This is a genomic window from Neisseria sp. P0006.S004 (assembly GCF_051963015.1).
GTDB lineage: Bacteria > Pseudomonadota > Gammaproteobacteria > Burkholderiales > Neisseriaceae > Neisseria.
Genome location: NZ_JBQCUS010000001.1, coordinates 463,871 through 481,147 on the forward strand (window position 1 = coordinate 463,871; position 17,277 = coordinate 481,147).

Genomic DNA, 17,277 nt, shown 5'->3' on the forward strand with positions numbered 1-17,277 from the left:
AGTGATTTTTGGTAGTAATGTGTTGGGTAACTAACGTTTTCTCTTTTGCACTTGCCTGTGGCAATGCTTTTGCTTTTATTAGATTTATTTTAAACGATTTTGTAATGCGTGACTAATGAAATATGAAATTCGGTTAGTTTTTCAGACAATCTGTCTCAATCTTCCATCAACATGGATTCTGGAATATAGGCGGCATTATCAAATTTGGTAAATTGACCCATCCAAGTGAGGAATACTTTCCCGACGGGACCGTTACGGTGTTTACCGATAATACATTCCGCCAAGCCTTTTGCGGGTGATTCTGAGTTGTAGTATTCGTCGCGATACATAAACATAATCAAGTCAGCATCTTGTTCGATTGCGCCGGATTCACGCAAGTCGGACATCATCGGGCGTTTGTCGGTACGCTGCTCAACTGTACGGCTCAACTGTGACAGGGCAATGACGGGAACTTGCAATTCTTTAGCCAATGCTTTGAGGGAGCGGGAAATTTCGCCAAGCTCGGAAGCACGGTTGTCAGAACGGCCGGAGCCTGACATTAATTGCAGGTAGTCGATGACGATCAAACCCAATTTGCCGTTGAACTGGCGCGCAAGACGACGGGCGCGGGCGCGGAGTTCGAGCGCGGTCAAGCCCGGAGTTTCATCGATATACATGGGTGCATCGGAGAGTTTAACGACCGCTTCGTTCAGACGGCCCCAGTGTTCGTCTTGCAATCTGCCGGTTTTTAAAACGCTTTGGTCTAAACGTCCGACTGAACCCAGCATACGCATAACCAGCTGCGCACCGCCCATCTCCATAGAGAATACGGCAACAGGTAATTTGTTTTCTACGGCAACGTGTTCGGCAATATTGATGGAGAAGGCAGTTTTACCCATGGAAGGACGGCCTGCGACGATAATCAAATCACCCGGTTGGAGGCCTGATGTTTTTTTGTCGAGGTCGATAAAACCTGTCGATATGCCGGTTACTTCGTCAGGATTGTCGCGCGAATAAAGCATATCGATGCGTTCGACCACTTCTTTCAAAAGGTCGGGCATCTCAAGAAAGCCTTGTTTGGATTTGGCGGTACTTTCGGCGATTTGGAATACTTTGTTTTCCGCCTCGTCCAAAAGCTGGCCTGCATCGCGCCCTTGCGGATTGTATGCGCTGCGTGCAATTTCCGTGCCGACTTCGGCAAGCTGGCGCATGATGGAACGTTCGCGCACGATTTCGGCGTAGCGGCGGATATTGGCTGCGGATGGCGTGTTTTGCGCCAGTGTAATCAGATAGTTGAATCCGCCTGCCGCTTCCAATTCTTCATTGCGTTCCAAACTTTCCTGAACAGTAATAACGTCGGCAGGGCGGTTTTCATTAATCAGGTTGGCAATTGCACGAAAAATCAGGCGGTGTTCGTGGCGGTAGAAATCTTCGCCGGAAACGACATCGGCAATACGGTCCCAAGCCGAATTTTCCAGCATCAGGCCGCCTAAAACGGATTGCTCCGCTTCTGTGGAATGTGGCGGCAGTGACAATGCGCTGATTTCACGGTCTTCAGACGGCATATCGGAATAATTGCTCATGACGGGCATCTCTGGCTGGAAAATTGCAATCCACTATTATAGCGCAGTGTAAGTTCAATTGGTTTGTTTAGGCTAAAGCAGGTAAAATAGCAATGTTGTTGATTTGACAACACACACTACCAAAATATAAATATCAATAATTAGGAGCATAAAAATGGAACACAAGCTGCCACAATTGCCTTATGAACTGGATGCGTTATCCCCCCATCTGACTAAAGAAACTTTGGAGTTCCACTACGGCAAACACCATCAAACTTACATCACCAATTTGAACAATCAAATTAAAGGCACTGAGTTTGAAGAAATGCCTTTGGAAGAAATCGTGAAAAAATCTTCCGGCGGTATGTTCAACAACGCTGCCCAAACTTGGAACCACACTTTCTACTGGCTGGGCTTTACCCCTAAAGGCCAAGGCAAACCTGCCGGCGAATTGGCTGCGGCCATCGACGCCAAATGGGGCAGCTTCGAGAAATTCCAAGAAGCGTTCAATGCTTGCGCGGCCGGTACTTTCGGCTCCGGTTGGGCATGGTTGGTAAAAACGCCTGCCGGTGAATTGGATCTGGTTTCTACTTCCAATGCAGGTACTCCGCTGACTACTGAAAACACTCCACTGTTGGCTTGCGACGTATGGGAACACGCCTACTACATCGACTACCGTAACAGCCGTCCTAACTACCTGAAAGGTTTCTGGGAAATCGTTAACTGGGATGAAGTTGCCAAACGCTTTGCCGCATAAAACGATATGAATGAAAAGGCCGTCTGAAAAATTTTCAGACGGCCTTTTTGTCGATATGGACGCGAAGAGATGGTTTAGATGAATGTTTTTTCTGTCTGATGCGCAAAATTATCATGGAGCAGAAAAAAGGATAAACGGGAGATTATGCTAAAATATTGTCAACAATTTTTTGATTCCGCATGATATGGAATCAGCGTTTGATACACATAAACAAGAGGATTTTATGAAATTTCTAGACCGTGAGGCGACCATTGCCAAACCCGGCTTTAATCGTTGGCTGGTACCACCTGCCGCTTTGGCCGTGCATCTTGCCATCGGGCAGATATACGCTTATTCCGTGTTTAATGCGCCGCTGACCAAGCTTATCGGCATCACTGAGTCGGCTGCAGGAGATTGGAAGCTGACCACGGTCGGTTGGATTTTCAGTATTGCCTTGGCGATGTTGGGCGCATCTGCCGCTATGTTCGGTACTTGGATGGAACGCGTTGGGCCGCGTAAGGCGATGTTTGTTGCTGCCTGCTGCTTTAGTTTGGGCTTTTTTGTGTCGGCGATCGGCGTCCATACGCACAATCTGTTTTTGCTTTATTTGGGCAACGGTGTGATTGGCGGGGTTGGTTTGGGCTTGGGCTATATCGGGCCTGTATCGACTTTGATGAAATGGTTTCCCGATAAACCAGGTATGGCGACAGGTTTGGCGATTATGGGTTTCGGCGGTGGCGCGATGTTGGCCTCGCCTTTGTCGGTATCGCTGATGAGTTTTTTCTCCAGTGAAACTTCGGTTGGCGTCGCGCAGACTTTTGTGGTTTTAGGGTTGTTTTATTTGGTGTTGATGATGTTTGGCGCGTTTACGATCCGTGTACCTGCCGATGGCTGGAAACCTAAAGGTTATGTTGCGCCGAAAAACAAAAGCAAATTGGTCAGCAGTAATCATGTCAATGTCTCACAAGCCATGAAAACGCCGCAATTCTGGCTCTTGTTTTGGGTGTTGTGTCTGAACGTGACAGCGGGTATCGGCGTTTTAGGTCAGGCTTCTGTCATGATTCAGGAGCTGTTTTCTGAAACTTCTGTCGGTAAACAGGCTGCCATTGGCGCAGGTGCGGCGGCAGGTTTTGTGAGCCTGTTGAGCCTGTTTAATATGGGCGGCCGATTTTTGTGGTCCAGCGTGTCCGACAAAATCGGGCGTAAAAATACTTATACTATTTTCTTTGTGCTCGGCTCACTGTTGTATTTTGCCATTCCGTCGATTGGCGAGAGCGGTAACAAGGCTTTGTTTGTTATTGGGTTTTGCGTCATCATTTCCATGTATGGCGGCGGTTTTGCAGCCATTCCGGCGTATCTGAAGGATTTGTTCGGCACTTATCAAGTCGGTGCAATCCACGGCAGGATTTTGCTGGCATGGTCAACTGCGGCCGTTATTGGTCCGGTATTGGTTAACTATATCCGTCAAAGTCAAATTGAAAGCGGCGTTCCGGCTGCCGAGGCTTATAGCATTACCATGTACATCATGGCGGGTTTGTTGATTGTCGGTTTGTTGTGTAATTTGAGTGTCCGTTCGGTTCATGAAAAGCATCACGAGAAAGACATTAAAGTAGCGGCACATAGCCGCAATCCCGATGATGAAACTGCTGTATCCGATGCCTATCTGATCAGTAAGAAAGTATCAGCGGGCGGTATCGGTGTATGGTGGCGCTGGGCTTTGGTCTGCGTTCCTTTGGGCTATGGCGTCATTATGGTATTTGTTAAAGCCTTAAGTTTGTTTAATTGATTATTGAAAATTAGAGGCCGTCTGAAAGTTTTAGACGGCCTTTTAAAATATTAAGCAACTAATCTTTTGATACGCTGATGGTATGTTTGATGTGTTTTAAATTCGCAACGATGGTAAAAGTCATCATTACCAGTAAAGCCCATGAACTCCATTTGCTGATGTGTACCGATGCCCACGCGCCGATTTGGTTTGGATAGCGCCAAACGCCGAATAAAGTTCCCAAATTTTCTGCCAGCCAAATGAAAAATCCGATCAGGACGAAAGCGAGCAGGAGCGGCATTCTGCGAGTGGTGTCATAGGGCGTGTATAAGACCGTTGTCCGCGCGTATAGTCCGAGAGCAAAAGCAGCAAGATACCAGCGATAGTCGCCAATATAGTGATGGGTGAAAAAATTGATATAAATCGCCAGTGCGCACAAAGTACCCAACCAATATGGCGGATGGCTTTTGATTTTGAGGTCAAACAGCCGCCATGCTTGAATGATATAGCTGCCGACTGCGGCATACATAAAGCCCGCAAACAGCGGTACGCCGCCGATTTTAGTGTAAGCTTCGTCCGGATAGCTCCAAGATTGGATATCGCCTGATGTTTTGAACCACTCTAAAGCAAAGCCCACCAAGTGAAACAGCGTAATCGATTTCACTTCATCCCAAGTTTCCAGCTTGAAATACAGCATGGCTGCTTGTACGGAGATGGCAAAAATCAGCAGCAGGTCATAGCGCGAAATTCCCAGCCAACCTGTTTTCGGAATAAGAAACATGGCAATGAAAAATAAGCCTGCAAATAAGCAGGCTCGTGCTTCTTTTAAACCGAAAAACCAAAATTCAACGATAAAGCGTCGCCAACCATGCAAGTCCTTGCGTTTGGGATGCTCAGTCAGCCAAGTATCCAGTTTGCCCAACATATTTTCAGACGGCCTCTTTATCTTGAAAATGTTTTAGGCAGATTGAATCGGAATAACGCGGTTTTGCTTACGTTTTGCGCCACCTTCGCAATAGTTGGTTTTGACATAATCTTCAACGATTTGCAAAAACTCGGCAGCGATATTGTCGCCTTTGAGGGTGACTTTCCGTTCGCCGTCTACATAAACCGGCGCAACCGGAGTTTCGCCTGTACCTGGCAGGCTGATACCGATATCGGCAAGCTTGCTTTCGCCCGGACCATTTACCACGCAACCCATTACGGCGACGTTCAATGATTCAACACCTGGATATTCAGTGCGCCAAACAGCCATTTTTTGGCGTAAATAGTTTTGTACGTCTTGAGCCAACTCTTGGAATACGGTACTGGTGGTACGGCCACAACCGGGGCAGGCTGTAACCATTGGCGTAAAGGAGCGCAAGCCCATGGTTTGCAGGATTTCTTGACCTACAATGACTTCTTGTGTGCGCGGGGAGCCGGGTTCGGGCGTAAGGGAAATTCGAATGGTGTCGCCGATGCCTTCTTGCAACAATACGGCCAGAGCTGCGGTGGAAGCCACAATGCCCTTGCTGCCCATGCCAGCCTCAGTCAGACCGAGATGCAGCGGGTAACGGCAACGGCTGCCTAATTCGCGGTAAACCTGAATCAAGTCTTGTACGGCGCTGACCTTGCACGACAAAATGATTTTGTCTTCGGGCAAGCCCAAAGCCACGGCTTTTTCTGCCGATTCCAGTGCCGAAACAATCAAAGCCTCTTTCATGATTTCTTCAGGCGGCTTCGGTGTAGCAGAAGCTAGGTTGGCATCCATCATACGTTTGGCAAGGCTTTGATCAAGCGAACCCCAGTTCACACCGATGCGTACGGCTTTATTGTTTTCTGCGGCAGTACGAATCATAAAGGCAAATTTTTCATCGCCTTTTGCGCCTTTGCCGACATTGCCCGGATTGATGCGGTATTTAGACAGGGCTTTGCCGCACTCGGGAAATTCAGCCAATAAGCGTTCGCCATTGAAATGGAAGTCACCGATCAGGGGCGTGGTATAACCCATATCGTCTAAGCGGCTGCGGATTTCAGCGACTTTGGAAGCCGCTTCCGGAGTATTGACCGTGATACGGACCATTTCTGAGCCGGCATCGCTCAACTCTTTGACCTGTCGGGCGGTTGCTTCTGCATCTGCGGTGTCGGTATTGGTCATAGATTGCACAACAACGGGCGCATCCGAGCCGATGATGAGATGGTCAATTTTGACTTGATGTGTCTGACGGCGTTTAGGTGTGGTCATTTTAGTTTTTTCCTGCAACAAAAGAGGCGGATTTTTCACCGGCAACACGGTATTTCAAAGGTTCGATAGGTGTGCCGCCGTAATTGGCTTCCGAGCCGGCTGCAATACCGATCCAAACATTGTAAGGCGCGCCTCCTCTCAGACGTTGTTCGCTTCCGGCCGGAACGATACGGCTGAATACAACTTTTCCATCTTTGTCTGTAATGATCAGATTGCTTCGGTATTGGACTTTAATCCAAAGTTCGTCTTTCTCAACTTTGACGGCAGGCTTCTCTTCTTGTACGACGGCGGAAGCTGCTGAGGCTGCTTGATCATTAGCCACTTCAGGCTTGTTGGTAATTTCTTTTTTGCCCTCTTCCGTCATTTCGCTAACGGCAACATTATCCGTTTTTAAGGCAGGCGTTTTCATCGTATCAGCAACATCTTTGCTGTTTTGAATATTTGCCTGCTCGTTTTCAAAACTGGATTTGCTTTGCCAAAAGTAAACACCGCCTACAACCAAAGCCAGTGCGGCTATCCCCAATATCCATTTTGGGAAACCTTGTTTTTCAGTGTCTTTGTAGCTTAAGCCGGCATTGGCACTGCGTGTTACCGCGTATACATGGTCTTCAAGTTGCGGAGTAATGGAGAGCAAATGTTTGGCGATGGTTTGTTCGTCGATTTTCAGAAATCGTGCATATGAACGCAGATAGCCTGAAACAAAGACTAAACCGGGAAAGCCTGAATATTCGCCTTTTTCCAAAGCATCAATTTGTTCGGCAGACAGTTTCAACCGTGAAGCAACATCTTGAATATCGATTTTGGTATCAGTTCTGTGTTTGCGTAATTCATCCCCCAATGTTTTGGCGGCTTGTGTGTCGTAGTTGATTTTATCGTTATTTTCCATTTAGTGGCCTGTTGTGACAGTTTGTAGTTCGTCTGAATAGGGGAAGTTTGCCCTAAGTTGGGCTTCGTATTCGTATGCGGCGTGTTTATTGCCCAAGGCAGTGGCCAAGCGCCAGCCTAAAAGTAAATCGTCAGCCTGCAGGACATCGACTTTACTTTGGTATTGGCGGAAATAATAGTCGGCATCGTTCAGATTGCCTGCCATCATTTTGGTTCGGGCAAGCTCTTTGAAAGCAGGGAAGAATTGTGGATTGGCCGCCAAAGACCTTTCCAAATAGGCTTGAGCCAAAGAGTATTGGCCTAACCTTGCGCTGCAAATGCCTTTATTCATATTGGCAATAAAGGGGCTCGGGTAGGTCGGGTCGGCCAGTGCCTTATCAAAATAAGCCAAAGATTCGGCTGGTGCATTCATTTGATTGCACAAAAACCAACCGTAGTTGTTGTTGACTTCTGCGCTATCAGGTTTTAAAGACAATGCTTTAAGAAAGCTTTCTTGAGCTTTATCTTTGACCTTCAAATACTGATAAATCTCAGCGCGTACCAACCAAGCAAGGTCATTTTTTGAATTGGACTTAAGCGCCTCTTCGATACTTTCAGTAGCTTGGCGATAGTTTTGGCCGCGCATATATTCTACAGCCAGTTGGGTTTTGATATTAGAAACTTGAATGGCACGTTCTTTAGGGCTTGAGCCGGAAGAGGAAGCGCAGGCTGAAAGAGTCAGTGCGGTAATTAAAGCGAATCCGAACTTGATTTTCATAATTAACCTTATTGTTCGACCAAAATCTGTTGCCATTTTTGTTGGCGGCGTGTTTTATCTTGTACTTGTCCGGCCAATTGTCCGCAAGCGGCATCGATATCGTCGCCGCGAGTTTTGCGGACAGTAACGACAAAGCCGGCTTGTTGCAGAATATCGCGGAAGACACGGATATTTTCGTTGGTAGAACGTTCGTAGCCGGAATTTGGGAAAGGATTGAACGGAATCAGATTGAATTTGCAGGGTACGTCTTTAACTAATTCAATCAATTCACGCGCATGTTGTGCTTTATCGTTGATGCCATCGAGCATAACGTATTCAAAAGTAATAAAGTCGCGGGGGGCTTTGACTAGATAACGTTGACAAGCCGCCATCAATTCTTTGAGCGGGTATTTTTTGTTGAGTGGAACAATCTGATCGCGAACTTCATCGTTGGATGCGTGTAAAGATACAGCCAAAGCAACAGGCATTGCATCACGCAGTCTATCCATTTGTGGAACCATGCCCGAAGTGGAAACAGTCACGCGGCGGCGGCTCAAGCCGTAGCCGTGATCATCCAGCATAATGCTCAAAGCGGTAACAACATTGTCAAAGTTTGCCATGGGTTCGCCCATGCCCATCATCACTACGTTGGAGATAACGCGTTCGTTTTTAGGGGTAACGCCCATGGCTTTATTGGCCCACCAAAGCTGACCGATAATTTCAGCTGCAGTCAGGTTGCGGTTGAAACCTTGTCGTCCGGTAGAGCAGAAGGTGCATTCCAATGCGCAACCTACTTGGGAAGAGATGCACAAAGTACCGCGTTCGGCTTCGGGAATAAAGACGGTTTCTACACCGTTGCCCGTGCCGACATCCAGCAACCATTTGCGTGTACCGTCAGTAGATTCTTGTGCCATCATTAATTTAGGCACTTCGATTGTGGCTTGTTCATTCAGCTTGGCGCGTAATGATTTGGCCAAATCAGTCATTTCTTCAAAGTTTTGTGCACCGGCTTGATGCATCCAACGCATTACCTGCTTGGCGCGGAAAGGTTTTTCACCCATTTCGGCAAAGTGTTGCGTCAGTCCGTTTAAATCGTAATTCAGTAGATTGGTTTTCATGTATTTTTATGTTTCTCAGTAAAGCTTTTAAAGCAAAGGGGCTTATTGGGCAGCTTTGCTTTAAAAGCCTTTGGGTTTTCAGACGGCCTTTAATTTGTAGGACATACAAAGCAGTTTTGCCGTCCGATATAAACCGGACGGCCGTAAAGCGGCTACAGGCTTTTACTCTTAGCGTGGGCAGATTTCGCTTTGGCTGAAGAAGTAAGCAATTTCAATCGCAGCATTTTCAACGCTGTCAGAACCATGTACGGCATTAACACTGACAGATTCTGCAAAGTCGGCACGGATTGTGCCAGGAGCTGCATCGGCTGGATTGGTTGCGCCCATCAATTCGCGATTTTTGGCAACGGCGTTTTCACCTTCCAATACTTGAATCATGACAGGATTGCGAGTCATGAATTTAACCAAGTCTTCATAAAAAGGGCGGTCTTTGTGTACGGCATAAAACTCTTTTGCTTCACGCTCAGAGAGATGTTTCATTTTCGCCGCAATAATGCGCAAGCCGTTTTCTTCAAAGCGGCTGTAAATCTTGCCGATGACGTTTTTTTCTACTGCATCGGGTTTGATGATGGAAATCGTACGTTCGATGGCCATGTTATGTCCTTGTTTTTATTGGTAGGTAAGTTGTCGCAGCCAAGAGGCGAGGGAAGTGTATTCTACCAAATTTCGCCCCTTTTTGGGAAAGGCATTATTTGCTTAAAGTTAGGTGTGGTTGTTCCAAATAGACTTCGGATTGCATTTCGATCATACGGCTGGCTGTACGGGTAAATTCTTCGGCGAAATCGCCTTCAACGTAAATATCGTTTACGCCAACTGCGCTGGTGGCGCACAATTTCACACGGAAATCATATAAAACGTCAATTAACCATGTCAGACGGCGTGCTTCCGCTTTTTCTTGAGGGGTTAGGCGTTCTAATCCTGAAAGGAAAACCATCTCGTAATGTTCAGCCAAGTACAGATAGTCAGCTTGTGAGCGTGGACCGAAACATAATGCGCGGAAATCAAACCAGATGGCGCGTTCTGACTGGGCTTTATGAGGAATTTCTCGTCCATGAATAATGCTGATGCCTGGGTTTAATTCAGAGATTCCGCTCATTTCTTTAAATAAAGCAGCCAGTTTTTGTTCGTTCTCTTCATTATTGGGGACAAAGAAAATTTCGGCAGGACGCAGTGTACGCAAGCGGTAATCTTCGCCGCCATCCACATTTAAAACGGTCAGGTTGGACTCGATAAGGGCGATGGTTGGCAGAAAACTGCTGCGGTTTTGGCCTTGAGGATAGAGTTCGGATGGGGCGTAGTTGGAAGTGGCTACCAAGACTACACCTTCACTCAACAGGTTTTCCAGTAAACGGCCCAAAATCATGGCATCAGCAATATCGCTGACGTGAAACTCGTCAAAGCATAATACACGTGTTTCTTTGGCAATTTCTGTTGCAACGGCTTTTAAGGGATTGGCTTCGCTTTTCAGGACTTTAAGGCGTTGATGGATTTCGGCCATGAAGGCATGGAAATGCACGCGACGCTTACGACGATAAGGGAGGCAGCCGAAAAAAGCATCCATCAAAAAGCTTTTACCGCGTCCTACGCCGCCATAAAAATAGAGTCCTTTAGGTACTTGGGGGGAGCGCAAGCTACGGCCGAGAAAACGGTTGCGTTTGCGTTTGAACATCATCAGCTCGGTCCACAAACGATCCAAATATTCAATGGCTCGCGCTTGGGCTTCGTCGCGGATGAAGTTGGGTTGCTCGGCTGCAGCTTGATACCAAGTCAATGGACTGTGGTTTTCAAATGGAGGTGGTGTGAATAGTTGGTCTCTATTGCTCATGTGTAACCTTTATTATGCTTTGCTGGCGATAGTTGAAACATCATCCGCAATAGTTTAGACGGTAGTTGGAATGATGTTTTCATTACAGAATAGTCGGTCTATTATAAATGATTTCAGACGGCCTGCGTTTTTTGCAAAAGCATTGTAGTAAATATAGTTGAAATAGTGTGTGATTAAGGTATGCGTGAAAAGATCTGGCTTTGAATTTCTTGTGAAAACAAAAAAAACGCCGCATTTCTGCGGCGTTTTGCTACTAAGTATTAATGAGCACTTTCTTGCAATGCCAAGTCTACACGCTCACGCAACTCTTTACCCGGTTTGAAGTGAGGAACATGCTTTTCAGGCACTTCCACGCGTTCACCGGTTTTCGGGTTGCGCCCGATACGGGCAGGGCGGTGGTTCAAGTCGAAGCTGCCGAAGCCGCGGATTTCGATACGTTGTCCACGAGCCAGTGAGCGGGTCATGGTATCAACCAAGACTTTTACACTGTATTCAACATCTTTAGCCAGCAGTTGGTTGCCATTTTTTTCGGCAAACACTTCTGCGAGGCGAACCATCAATTCAGACTTCGTCATGTCTGCAACCTTATTCTTGGTCGCCGGACAGTTTGGCTTTCAGCAAGTCTCCCAGGCTGGTAGTACCGGCATTGGCAGTTGCAGCGGCGTTAACTGAATTCAGCGCTTCGCGGTTTTCTTTAGCATCTTTCGCTTTAACAGACAGACGGATGCTGCGGTTTTTGCGGTCAACGGTAACGATAACGGCTTCAACTTCGTCGCCTTCTTTCAGTTTGGTAGTCAAGTCTTCAACGCGGTCAGCGGCGAATTCAGAAGCAGGCAGGTAGCCTTCAACTTCTTCAGACAGAGCAACTACGGCACCTTTGGCGTCAACAGATTTCACAGAACCTTTAACCAAAGAACCTTTGTCGTTTACGCTGATGAAGTTGCCGAACGGATCACCTTCCAGTTGTTTGATACCCAAAGAGATGCGTTCTTTTTCAACGTCGATGGCCAATACAACGGCTTCAACTTCTTCGCCTTTTTTGTATTTGCGTACAGCCTCTTCGCCGGCCTCAGTCCAAGACAGGTCAGACAAGTGAACCAGACCGTCGATGCCGCCAGGCAGACCTACGAATACGCCGAAGTCAGTGATAGATTTAACTGCGCCGGAGATTTTGTCGCCTTTGTTGTGGTTGGCGGCAAATTCTTCCCAAGGATTAGCTTGGCATTGTTTCATACCCAAAGAGATACGGCGGCGGTCTTCGTCGATTTCCAGGATCATTACTTCAACTTCGTCACCCAGTTGAACAACTTTGCTTGGGTGTACGTTTTTGTTGGTCCAATCCATTTCGGAAACGTGTACCAAACCTTCGATGCCTTGTTCGATTTCAACGAACGCACCATAGTCGGTCAGGTTGGATACTTTACCGAACAGGCGGGTACCTTGTGGGTAACGACGGGTCAGGCCGCTCCAAGGATCTTCGCCCAGTTGTTTCATACCCAGGGAAACGCGTTGTTTGTCTTGGTCGAATTTCAGGACTTTAGCTTCTACTTCTTGGCCAACTTCCAAAACTTCGCTTGGGTGTTTCACACGGCGCCATGCCAAGTCGGTGATGTGCAACAGACCGTCGATGCCGCCCAAGTCAACGAATGCACCGTAATCGGTGATGTTTTTAACGATACCTTTGATAACTGAACCTTCTTGCAGATTTTCCAGCAAGGCTTTGCGTTCTTCGCCCAAAGTAGCTTCCAGAACAGCGCGGCGAGACACAACAACGTTGTTGCGTTTTTTGTCCAGTTTGATCACTTTGAATTCAATTTCTTTGCCTTCGAAGTGAGAAGTGTCTTTTACAGGACGTACGTCAACCAAAGAACCCGGCAGGAATGCGCGGATGCTGTTGATCATAACAGTCAGACCACCTTTGACTTTGCCATTGATAACGCCGGACAGGATGTCGCCGTTTTCCATAGCTTCTTCCAAAGCGATCCAGTCGGCAGCGCGTTTGGCTTTTTCGCGGGACAGTTTGGTTTCGCCGAAGCCGTTTTCAACAGATTCGATGGTAACGGTAACGAAATCGCCAACTTTAACTTCAATCTCGCCCTGAGCGTTTTTGAATTCAGCAACATCAATCAGAGATTCTGATTTCAGACCTGCGTTAACGGTAACGAAGTTTTGATCGATGCCGACTACTTCGGCAGTAATCACTTCACCTGGGTTCATCTCTTGCAGGGTAAAGCTTTCTTCCAGCAGCTGGGCAAAATTTTCCATAGTCATATATACTCTTTTCGGTACACCGCCAAGGGGTGCGGGTTAGGTTTGAAATGACCTGCCGTCCTTGGCACGGCAGGTTGGGAAATGTTTTCAGACGGCCTTGTTATAGGGTTAACAGGCCGTCTGAAATGAAAACTTCGCGATTATACTCCAAATTTTAAACTTTATGATACCAATCAAGCACTTTTTTTACAGCTTCTTCGATAGAAAGGTTATCGGTATCTAAAAGCAGGGCGTCGGGCAGCTGTTTCAACGGAGCAACAGGGCGGCGGCGGTCTGCTTCGTCGCGTGCTTCAATGTCCGACAAAATACGCTCAAATGCAACCCCTTCGCATGGGATACCGAGTTGTTTGGCACGACGTTGGGCGCGGACATTGGCACTTGCGGTCAGGAAAATTTTTAATGCGGCATCAGGGAAAATAACCGAGCCGATATCACGACCGTCGGCGACCAAACCTTTTTCGGTTAAGAAGTCGCGTTGGCGCTGCAAAAGGGCAGTACGCACTTTAGGCAACTGCGCGACGGCAGATGCGCCCATACCGATCGCTTCGGTACGGATTTGCTCGGATACATCATCGCCGTTTAATAATACGACGCCGCCTTCAAATTGTGCGGGCAAAGTTTCTGCTAATGTGCTGACGGCATCTTCATCTGTCCAGGCAACATTTTGTTTTTGTGTGTAAAGAGCGGTCAGGCGGTAAAGTGCACCGGAGTCGAGGTAAAGAAAACCCAAGGCTTCGGCTACGCGTGAGGCAACCGTCCCTTTGCCGGATGCGCTGGGGCCGTCGATGGCGATGACTTTTTGCTTGAGGCTCATGTGTTCTCCTGAATGCGATAGGTATTTGAATTAACCGTTTATTATACGTTGCTTTGGCCGTCTGAAAACGAAAATTTTTGTGGGATTTAGATTTGAGGGGAAAGCGGCTCGGCCTTATCGGGTATAATGGCCAAAATCATCATTTAGCCGCTTTGTCTGATTGTTCGGGCCGTCTGAAACAACGGGTCGGGAACGGTCTTAGAATTTAGAAACATTATGTTACAAACCGATAATCTTACTTCTGCACAACCTCAGCGCATTATCACTGCTCAAAATATTTCCGCTCAGGAAGAATTGCTTGAACGTGCTTTACGTCCGAAAACTTTAGACGACTATATCGGGCAGGATAAAGCAAAAGAGCAGTTGGCTATTTTTATTCAGGCGGCGAAAAAACGTGGCGAAGCGCTTGACCACACTTTGCTGTTTGGCCCTCCGGGTTTGGGTAAAACTACTTTGGCGCATATTATCGCTAAAGAGTTGGGCGTTAATTTGCGCCAAACCAGCGGCCCGGTTTTGGAACGTGCCGGCGACCTTGCAGCCTTGTTGACCAACCTCGAGCCGCATGATGTGCTGTTTATCGATGAAATCCACCGCTTAAGCCCCGTGGTTGAAGAAATCCTTTATCCTGCGCTTGAAGATTATCAGTTGGACATCATGATAGGCGAGGGGCCGGCCGCGCGTTCGGTCAAAATCGATTTGCCGCCGTTTACATTGGTGGGCGCGACGACCCGTGCCGGTATGCTGACCAATCCTTTGCGCGACCGTTTCGGTATCGTGTCCCGATTGGAGTTTTATCAGAATAAAGATTTGGCGACTATTGTTGCCCGTTCTGCACAATTGTTGCAGCTGGATATGGGCGACGAGGGCGCTATGGAAGTGGCCAAGCGCAGCCGCGGTACGCCGCGTATTGCCAACCGCCTTTTGCGACGTGTACGCGATTATGCCGATGTGAAAAACAACGGCGTCATTGATGCGGAAATTGCCGATGCGGCTTTGAGTATGCTGGATGTGGATGGGCAAGGTTTGGATGTGATGGACAGGAAATTCCTTGAGGCGATTCTGCATAAATTCAGCGGCGGTCCTGTCGGTTTGGAAAACGTGGCTGCTGCGATTGGCGAATCGACCGATACCATCGAAGATGTGATTGAACCTTATCTGATTCAGCAGGGCTTTTTGCAGCGTACACCGCGCGGACGCGTAGCAACTGAACGAGCCTATCTGCATTTCGGCTTAAAGGTTCAAGAATAATAATGAAGGCCGTCTGAAAACTGCTTTCAGACGGCCTGATACTTTCAATTTCATATGATTGTCGGCAAATATCTGCCGATAATCGGTTAAAATGTCCCTCTTTTCTTTTTTGAAGTTTCCCCATGAATATCTTATCCGTAGAAAATGCTTCTTTTGCCGTCGGCCACGTCGCCTTGCTCGACAAAACTTCTTTTCAACTCGACAGCGGCGAGAAAATCGGTTTAATCGGCCGCAACGGTGCGGGTAAGTCTTCGTTTTTAAAAATCCTTGCAGGCGTACAAAAGCTTGACGATGGGCAGATTATTGTTCAAAACAATCTCAAAATCGTTTATGTACCGCAGGAATCCTTTTTTGATAAGGACGCAACCGTATTTGATACTGTTGCCGAAGGTTTGGGCGAAATTCGTGATTTATTGCGCCGTTATCATCATGTCAGCCATGAGTTGGAAAATGGTTCGAGTGAGGCTTTGTTGAAAGAGCTCAACGAATTGCAACTTGAAATCGAAGCGAAGGACGGCTGGAAGCTGGATGCGGCAGTCAAGCAGACTTTGGGGGAACTGGGTTTGCCGGAAAACGAAAAAATCGGCAACCTTTCTGGCGGTCAGAAAAAGCGTGTCGCCTTGGCACAGGCTTGGGTGCAAAAGCCCGACGTATTGCTGCTGGACGAGCCGACCAACCATTTGGATATCGACGCGATTATCTGGCTGGAAAACCTGCTCAAAGCGTTTGAAGGCAGCTTGGTCGTGATTACCCACGACCGTCGTTTTTTGGATAATATCGCCACGCGCATCGTTGAACTCGACCGCGGCATTCTGCGCTCCTATCCTGGCTCGTTCTCCAAATACAGCGAGAAAAAAGCGCAAGAGTTGGCAGTCGAGGCGGAACATAACCGCCTCTTCGACAAATTCCACGCACAGGAAGAAGCATGGATACGCAAAGGCATCGAAGCGCGCCGTACCCGTAACGAAGGCCGCGTGCGCCGTTTGGAAGAGCTGCGCCGCCAGCGCGCCGAACGCCGCAACGTACAAGGGCAGGTTAACTTTAAGCTCGACAGCGGCGAAAAAAGCGGCAAAATCATCGCCGAATTGGAACATGCTTCGTTTGCCTATGGTGACAAAGTCATCATGGACAAATTCTCCGCTATCTTGCAGCGCGGCGACAAAATCGGCTTAATCGGTCCAAACGGTATCGGTAAAACCACCTTCCTTAAGCTGATTTTGGGCGAATTGCAGCCGACCTACGGCAGAATCCGCATCGGCAGTAAACAGGAAGTTGCTTATTTTGACCAATTCCGTAGCGCGTTGAATGAAAACGACACTGTGTTTTACACGCTGGGACAGGGCAACGATTACGTTGAAGTCGGTGGTAAGAAAAAGCATGTGATGAGCTATTTGGAAGATTTCCTGTTCCATCCAGCCCGCGCACAAAGTCCCGTTTCATCACTCTCCGGCGGCGAACGCAACCGTCTCTTGCTGGCAAAACTCTTTACCCGTCCCGCCAATATTTTGGTCTTGGACGAACCGACCAACGACTTGGACATCGATACCCAAGAGCTGCTCGAAGACCTGCTGCGCGATTACCAAGGTACGGTATTCCTCGTCTCGCACGACCGTATGTTCCTTGATAACGTGATTACCCAAAGCATTGTTTTCGAAGGACAAGGCCGTCTGAAAGAATACATCGGCGGCTATCAGGACTATATCGACGCAAAATCGCGGGAAGATAAAATTCAGACGGCCTCTGCACCTAAAGCGGCTGCTGAGCCTGAGAAAGTTAAACCCAAAGCCAACCGCACGGTCAAACTTTCCTATAAAGAACAGCGCGAACTCGATGCCCTGCCTGACGAAATCGCCGCTTTGGAAACCGAGCAGGCTGAAATCAATACCCAGCTTTCCGATCCTGAAATTTTCAAAGATTACGAAAAAGCAGGCGCATTGCAAAGCAGGGCTGAAGAAATCGAGATGTCGCTTTTGGAAAAGCTGGAACGCTGGGAATGGCTGGAAGCGAAACAAAATGGAGAAGCGGTTTAAATTAGGAATTTTGTCCCAAAGTAGGGCAGATATTTTTCTAAATCATGCTGTCTGAACCCCGAATATTCAAAAACAAGGTCTACA

The 17,277-nt window shown here is 47.7% G+C and carries 15 protein-coding genes; 4 read left to right on the plus strand and 11 right to left on the minus strand.

Translation table 11 applies throughout. The annotated features are described in order from the left end of the window. Nucleotides 1-155: 155 nt before the first annotated feature. Entirely contained in the window at nucleotides 156-1,562 is a 1,407-nt protein-coding gene (gene dnaB / locus ACTHR2_RS02235; protein WP_263335793.1) for a replicative DNA helicase, read from the minus strand. 154 nt (nucleotides 1,563-1,716) lie between these two features. Between dnaB and ACTHR2_RS02240 the strand changes: the two genes are divergently transcribed. Both ACTHR2_RS02240 and ACTHR2_RS02245 read left to right on the plus strand, forming a co-directional pair. After that, on the plus strand, nucleotides 1,717-2,298 hold the full coding sequence (locus tag ACTHR2_RS02240) for a superoxide dismutase (RefSeq protein ID WP_263335796.1): 582 nt from the start codon (nucleotides 1,717-1,719) through the stop codon (nucleotides 2,296-2,298). Between the two features lie 223 nt (nucleotides 2,299-2,521). Continuing rightward, complete coding sequence (locus tag ACTHR2_RS02245; protein ID WP_263335799.1) at nucleotides 2,522-4,063, plus strand: L-lactate MFS transporter; 1,542 nt, start codon at nucleotides 2,522-2,524, stop codon at nucleotides 4,061-4,063. A gap of 58 nt (nucleotides 4,064-4,121) precedes the next feature. On the opposite strand, the gene ACTHR2_RS02250 is transcribed toward ACTHR2_RS02245, so the two are convergent. From ACTHR2_RS02250 to cmk, 10 genes are all read right to left on the minus strand, one after another. Continuing rightward, nucleotides 4,122-4,967, minus strand: a complete 846-nt coding sequence (locus ACTHR2_RS02250) for a DUF817 domain-containing protein (protein WP_263335802.1) — start codon at nucleotides 4,965-4,967, stop codon at nucleotides 4,122-4,124. Nucleotides 4,968-5,000: 33 nt separating this feature from the next. Next, nucleotides 5,001-6,266, minus strand: coding sequence for a flavodoxin-dependent (E)-4-hydroxy-3-methylbut-2-enyl-diphosphate synthase (ispG, locus tag ACTHR2_RS02255; protein ID WP_070826285.1), 1,266 nt, complete (start codon nucleotides 6,264-6,266; stop codon nucleotides 5,001-5,003). A 1-nt stretch (nucleotide 6,267) separates the two neighbouring features. Beyond that, the gene (locus ACTHR2_RS02260; RefSeq protein ID WP_263335807.1) at nucleotides 6,268-7,152 is read right to left on the minus strand and encodes a helix-turn-helix domain-containing protein; all 885 of its coding nucleotides are present in this window, start codon (nucleotides 7,150-7,152) and stop codon (nucleotides 6,268-6,270) included. Further along, nucleotides 7,153-7,908 (minus strand): type IV pilus biogenesis/stability protein PilW, encoded by a 756-nt coding sequence (gene pilW, locus ACTHR2_RS02265; RefSeq protein WP_263335810.1) that lies wholly within the window; start codon nucleotides 7,906-7,908, stop codon nucleotides 7,153-7,155. 8 nt (nucleotides 7,909-7,916) lie between these two features. Next, the gene (gene rlmN, locus ACTHR2_RS02270) at nucleotides 7,917-9,005 is read right to left on the minus strand and encodes a 23S rRNA (adenine(2503)-C(2))-methyltransferase RlmN (RefSeq protein WP_003683577.1); all 1,089 of its coding nucleotides are present in this window, start codon (nucleotides 9,003-9,005) and stop codon (nucleotides 7,917-7,919) included. Between the two features lie 168 nt (nucleotides 9,006-9,173). Next, a complete protein-coding gene (ndk, locus tag ACTHR2_RS02275) occupies nucleotides 9,174-9,599 on the minus strand; it encodes a nucleoside-diphosphate kinase (RefSeq protein WP_004519785.1) in 426 nt (141 codons plus the stop codon). Nucleotides 9,600-9,693: 94 nt separating this feature from the next. After that, a complete protein-coding gene (zapE, locus tag ACTHR2_RS02280) occupies nucleotides 9,694-10,830 on the minus strand; it encodes a cell division protein ZapE (RefSeq protein ID WP_049333700.1) in 1,137 nt (378 codons plus the stop codon). 260 nt (nucleotides 10,831-11,090) lie between these two features. Continuing rightward, entirely contained in the window at nucleotides 11,091-11,405 is a 315-nt protein-coding gene (locus tag ACTHR2_RS02285; protein WP_003678992.1) for an integration host factor subunit beta, read from the minus strand. Nucleotides 11,406-11,415: 10 nt separating this feature from the next. Next, nucleotides 11,416-13,101, minus strand: a complete 1,686-nt coding sequence (gene rpsA, locus ACTHR2_RS02290) for a 30S ribosomal protein S1 (protein WP_003678994.1) — start codon at nucleotides 13,099-13,101, stop codon at nucleotides 11,416-11,418. Nucleotides 13,102-13,255: 154 nt separating this feature from the next. Continuing rightward, entirely contained in the window at nucleotides 13,256-13,915 is a 660-nt protein-coding gene (gene cmk / locus ACTHR2_RS02295; RefSeq protein WP_263335842.1) for a (d)CMP kinase, read from the minus strand. A 216-nt stretch (nucleotides 13,916-14,131) separates the two neighbouring features. Between cmk and ruvB the strand changes: the two genes are divergently transcribed. Together ruvB and ACTHR2_RS02305 are read left to right on the plus strand one after the other, a co-directional pair. After that, entirely contained in the window at nucleotides 14,132-15,163 is a 1,032-nt protein-coding gene (gene ruvB / locus ACTHR2_RS02300; protein ID WP_039862144.1) for a Holliday junction branch migration DNA helicase RuvB, read from the plus strand. A gap of 122 nt (nucleotides 15,164-15,285) precedes the next feature. Then, a complete protein-coding gene (locus tag ACTHR2_RS02305) occupies nucleotides 15,286-17,193 on the plus strand; it encodes an ATP-binding cassette domain-containing protein (protein ID WP_263335857.1) in 1,908 nt (635 codons plus the stop codon). The last annotated feature ends 84 nt before the right edge of the window (nucleotides 17,194-17,277 follow it).

Coding starts and splice junctions, on each gene's coding strand:
- ruvB (WP_039862144.1), top strand. CDS start 14,132: ATGTTACAAACCGATAATCTTACTTCTGCACAACCTCAGCGCATTATC.
- ACTHR2_RS02240 (WP_263335796.1), top strand. CDS start 1,717: ATGGAACACAAGCTGCCACAATTGCCTTATGAACTGGATGCGTTATCC.
- pilW (WP_263335810.1), bottom strand. CDS start 7,908: ATGAAAATCAAGTTCGGATTCGCTTTAATTACCGCACTGACTCTTTCA.
- ndk (WP_004519785.1), bottom strand. CDS start 9,599: ATGGCCATCGAACGTACGATTTCCATCATCAAACCCGATGCAGTAGAA.
- ACTHR2_RS02305 (WP_263335857.1), top strand. CDS start 15,286: ATGAATATCTTATCCGTAGAAAATGCTTCTTTTGCCGTCGGCCACGTC.
- rlmN (WP_003683577.1), bottom strand. CDS start 9,005: ATGAAAACCAATCTACTGAATTACGATTTAAACGGACTGACGCAACAC.
- ACTHR2_RS02250 (WP_263335802.1), bottom strand. CDS start 4,967: ATGTTGGGCAAACTGGATACTTGGCTGACTGAGCATCCCAAACGCAAG.
- ACTHR2_RS02245 (WP_263335799.1), top strand. CDS start 2,522: ATGAAATTTCTAGACCGTGAGGCGACCATTGCCAAACCCGGCTTTAAT.
- ACTHR2_RS02260 (WP_263335807.1), bottom strand. CDS start 7,152: ATGGAAAATAACGATAAAATCAACTACGACACACAAGCCGCCAAAACA.
- zapE (WP_049333700.1), bottom strand. CDS start 10,830: ATGAGCAATAGAGACCAACTATTCACACCACCTCCATTTGAAAACCAC.
- ispG (WP_070826285.1), bottom strand. CDS start 6,266: ATGACCACACCTAAACGCCGTCAGACACATCAAGTCAAAATTGACCAT.
- ACTHR2_RS02285 (WP_003678992.1), bottom strand. CDS start 11,405: ATGACGAAGTCTGAATTGATGGTTCGCCTCGCAGAAGTGTTTGCCGAA.
- dnaB (WP_263335793.1), bottom strand. CDS start 1,562: ATGAGCAATTATTCCGATATGCCGTCTGAAGACCGTGAAATCAGCGCA.
- cmk (WP_263335842.1), bottom strand. CDS start 13,915: ATGAGCCTCAAGCAAAAAGTCATCGCCATCGACGGCCCCAGCGCATCC.
- rpsA (WP_003678994.1), bottom strand. CDS start 13,101: ATGACTATGGAAAATTTTGCCCAGCTGCTGGAAGAAAGCTTTACCCTG.